This is a genomic window from Acinetobacter sp. GWC1_38_13 (genome assembly GCF_001767535.1).
GTDB lineage: Bacteria > Pseudomonadota > Gammaproteobacteria > Pseudomonadales > Moraxellaceae > Acinetobacter > Acinetobacter junii.
The window spans coordinates 1-4,151 of record NZ_MELG01000029.1 but is presented as its reverse complement, the minus strand read 5'-3'; the positions used below and the strand labels follow the sequence as shown (position 1 = coordinate 4,151).

Below are 4,151 nucleotides of genomic sequence, written 5' to 3'. Positions count from 1 at the left end.
TGCACTTACAATCTTCAATTTAGGGCAGGACGCAAGAAAATCATCATCGATACTGTCAGGCATGAATACCATCAGTGCGTCAGCATCCTTTGCTCTCTCCAGCAATTCTGCGCGCGACATAGTATCGCGGGTCATGTTGGGAACGACATCCGCAACAGATTGTAAATAATCGATAATTTCAGGATGAACCCAGTGGGTAAGAACTATTTTTTGTTTCATGTGGACCCTCATGTGTATACCGGATTTTTTATATGGGTTAGCTACTTGAACTTGCGACGCAAGAATGAACTGAATGTATCAACTAGCGTCACCATCCCAAGAATGACCAGCAATATCGCGGATACTTCTTGGTATTGCATAAGACGCAGCGATCCTATCAACTCGAAACCTATACCGCCGGCACCGACCATTCCCATCACCGTTGAGGCGCGAAAATTGTATTCCCACCGATAAATCGCGGTGTCGGCCATTTGCGGTAATACTTGCGGAAAAATGCCATGAAATATCACTTGTAGCGGGCTGCAACCTGCGGCCTGCGCAGCTTCAACTGGTGCTTGATCTGTATGCTCAATCGCTTCCGCAAAAAACTTAGCGATCATGCCGATTGAGTGCAGGCCTAATGCCAACACACCCGGCAGTGCACCAAAGCCGACAGCTGCCACGAAAACTATACCCATAATAAGCTCAGGAACAGATCTCAACACATTTAACAGAGCACGCGCAGCCTGATAGACCGCTGGATGTGGACTGGTATTGCGTGCAGCCAAAATACCCAAGGGCACGGACAAAAGCACAGCGATGGCGGTTCCAGCAATACTCATGGCTAAGGTATCGAGCACTGGCTTGACCCATGCTCTCCACTCACTAAAGTTGGGAGGGAACATCTCACCAATGAGACTAACAAGACTTGGCACGCCTTCGCCTAAACGCTCACCATCAAATAGACCAACGTAATACCAACATCCGACGACAATAGCTAAAATCAATATCACATACCTAACTACTCGATTCCAGCTTTGGCGCTGCTCTGACAATATGGCTTCGAAGTTCGTATTCATTGTAGAGACCTCAAAAAATTAGAACTTGGAAAAATCTAGCTTTAGCAAACTACCTAAATCACGCACGACATCGTAATCCTTATCTGTTGCAGGCCCGAATCCATCAGCCTTGAATGGTTTCAACACGTTCGGATCTTTCAAATCGAGGAAGGCAGCACGAATTTTTACTTTTAGCTCTGGTTTTAAGTTAGAGCGCATAGTCCATGGGTACTGAGGAAACGGTTTTGACTCCACTAAGACCTTCACTTTGTTTAGATCGATCAAGCCGCTCTGAACGAGCGATTTGAAAATGGGCTTGCTCAGACCACCGGCCTGCGCGTGTCCATTCTGAACTGCCATCGCCACTGCATCGTGAGAGCCTACGAAATGCTCCTTGTAATCCTTTTCGGCAAATAATCCTTTATCAGCAAGCATTGATTTGGGGATCAGGTGGCTGGATGTAGAGGCCTTGTCACCCCAGGCAACGGCTTTTTTCTTGATATCTGTGATGTTGTTGATGCCCGCCGCCTTATTCACAATTAGCACTGACTGATAAGTTGTTGTGCCTTTTTGTTGCATTGCTGCAAATGGTTCAATCTTACTTTTCTGTTTGGCCAATACATAAGACAAGGGCCCAAAATATGCAAGATCAATACGACCGAACCGCATTCCTTCAATCATTGATGAATAGTCAGTGGTAACAATAAGCTCAATCTTTTTGCCCAGAGCTTTTTCAAGATACATCTCTAGAGGCTTATTATTTTTAATGACGGTTGATGCATTTTCATCAGGCAAGAGAGCAACTTTTAATGTGCCGGGGTCAGGATTAGGTGCGGCATATGTGACACTACCTAAGAGGCAAAACGATATTAGAGCCAGTACAGCGAATAGCTTTTTCATGGTTATTTCTCCTCAGTTCTTAAGTTAAACAATGGTTATGAGTAATATTTGGAATGTTTGAATTCAATTACGCTTTTTGTTCATAGAGTTCAGTTACATGCGTTTGTGTCAGAGCCGCTGGTATTGCATCGAACACAACCTTGCCATGAGCCAGACCGACGATTCGGTCAGCATAGCGTTTAGCGAGATCGACTTGATGTAGGCTGACTACAGCGGTTATGCCGTCTTCTTTGCATATCTGGTGTAAGAGCGCCAAGACTTTGTTGGCGGTTGCTGGATCAAGGCTTGCCACAGGCTCGTCTGCCAAAACAAGTGCCGGTTGCTGCGCTAATGCCCGAGCTATACCCACGCGTTGTTGCTGACCGCCACTTAACTCATCCACTCGTGAGAGTGCTTTGTGAAGTAGCCCAACGCGGTCAAGGCTGTGTAATCCAATAGATTGATCCTCCTTCGATAGAGGAAAAAGAGTACGAAGCGTCGAGTGATAACCTAGTCTACCCATTAGCACATTTTGCAAAACAGAAAGTCGACCAATTAATTGATGCTGCTGGAATATCATGCCAGTACGCCGACGATGCTCTTGCAATATTTTTTTGTCCAACAATGAACCTAACATTGTAATGTTTATATTGCCGCTAGTGGGTTTTTGCATCAGGTTAAGACAACGGAGCATTGTTGATTTGCCTGCACCAGAGGCACCGAGCAACACTGAAAACTGTCCCTGTTGAAACGTGAGCGAAGTTGGATGCAACGCAATCATTTGTCCGTACTGGACGGTAATATTTTGAAGTTGAATCATTGCTGCCAGACCCTCGTTGTTGTAATCAATCTTTATTTTTGATTACGAAATCAGATAATGAGGTGAGCATAACGACTCAATGTTACAGTTTTATTGCGAGCAATTAGCAATCGCACTCAAACGCTTGGCTATAAGACTTCCAATTGGTATGCAGTGAGGCGCCGGTAATTGGCGGAGCTAGCTGGGAGGGGTTTAGCAGGATTTTAAGGCACACCCTGGCGTCCGCTTCTGGCCGAACGCACTTCTAATAATCCCATATCCTTTAGCAAGAACATTCCTAGGGTTTTGTAGTAGGGTTTCTCTCATCAATGTGTCGATTTGAGTCGAAGCAAATTTAAGTTGTTGCTGAGAAAAATACTGCGTTGTTGACTTCATCAATTCAAGATTTTTTTGCGCTGTATTTATTTGATTCTGGGCATGGGTTTTGATGATATTCATCAACTGATCATTTTGACTTTGATAAGCTGAAATTTGATGTTGAGAGAGTAGTTTGATGGACTGAATAAAATCGATTGCCTCCTGAGATCGTTCTGAAATCAGATTACGTATTCCTGCAATCACTTTACTTGGGGTATCAAAAGATCGGTGTGCAATTTCATCTAAAATGGTTCGATCTTTCTCATGACCGATACCGACCCAAATGGGTACTTTTCGTTTGCAGAGTAAGGTAGCTAGATCATAGTCATTTAAATAAGCTAAATCATTGACTGCTCCACCACCTCGTATGATGACGATGAGGTCAGGTGGGGTTGTATAGTTTTTTGCCCATTAGCGCAGACCTGAGCTTAAAGACTCCATAATGCGAGTTAATTTTTTTATTAATTGAGCTCAGCCAAATCAGCTACTATGTCTTTACTTTTTCTGTACACGAACGAAGCTTTCCAAGTTGTTTTTGCTTTTGCGTAATTTGTTCAATTACACCTTAGTGTTTGTAGTCTAATTTGATTGTTTTAGCTAGGGTATCAGACTAATTTTTATTAGTCGTTTTGATTTTAGCTATACAGAGTGCTGATCGCACTCTAGATTTCTTAGACATATATTTTCTACTCCTCAATCCACTCCGTATAAATTTGGCAATGAAATAACCAAAGCTACAATAATTCAGTTAGCTTAAGACAATAGATAGATTGCATTTAAGCTAAATTCTTACAGAGCAAATGGTTATTTAAGATCAGGAGTAATTGGTTCTTGATCTATTTCATTCTGGTCGTCCAGAGATGTAGCTGATTGTTTTTTGGTCGGCTTTACCTCTTGAGTATTTGACTTAATAGGACGAGGATATTGGACTGGAGGCCTTCTACGAAGTTTTACTACTGAATTGTAAGGTGTTTTACGACTATTTTGTTGGTGAGATGAGAAAGTGTTTTCAGGGGTGAGCGATGGAGGAGGAAGTCTATTATCACTTTGTTCAGTCA

4 protein-coding genes and 2 pseudogenes are annotated in these 4,151 nt (G+C 43.0%); all 6 read right to left on the bottom strand.

The window, feature by feature from the left end; genetic code table 11:
* A pseudogene (locus tag A2003_RS02735) lies at nt 1–219 on the bottom strand (hydroxyacid dehydrogenase); the annotation flags it as partial.
* A gap of 41 nt (nt 220–260) precedes the next feature.
* On the bottom strand, nt 261–1,058 hold the full coding sequence (gene phnE / locus A2003_RS02730) for a phosphonate ABC transporter, permease protein PhnE (RefSeq protein WP_004757464.1): 798 nt from the start codon (nt 1,056–1,058) through the stop codon (nt 261–263).
* Nucleotides 1,059–1,076: 18 nt separating this feature from the next.
* Nucleotides 1,077–1,937, bottom strand: coding sequence for a phosphate/phosphite/phosphonate ABC transporter substrate-binding protein (gene phnD / locus A2003_RS02725; RefSeq protein ID WP_286686769.1), 861 nt, complete (start codon nt 1,935–1,937; stop codon nt 1,077–1,079).
* Nucleotides 1,938–2,004: 67 nt separating this feature from the next.
* Nucleotides 2,005–2,736, bottom strand: a complete 732-nt coding sequence (phnC, locus tag A2003_RS02720; RefSeq protein ID WP_005803921.1) for a phosphonate ABC transporter ATP-binding protein — start codon at nt 2,734–2,736, stop codon at nt 2,005–2,007.
* A gap of 240 nt (nt 2,737–2,976) precedes the next feature.
* Nucleotides 2,977–3,537 (bottom strand): annotated as a pseudogene (locus A2003_RS02715) (exodeoxyribonuclease VII large subunit); the annotation flags it as partial.
* 360 nt (nt 3,538–3,897) lie between these two features.
* On the bottom strand, nt 3,898–4,151 hold a 254-nt coding region (locus A2003_RS02710), incomplete at its 5' end, for a hypothetical protein (RefSeq protein ID WP_286686768.1).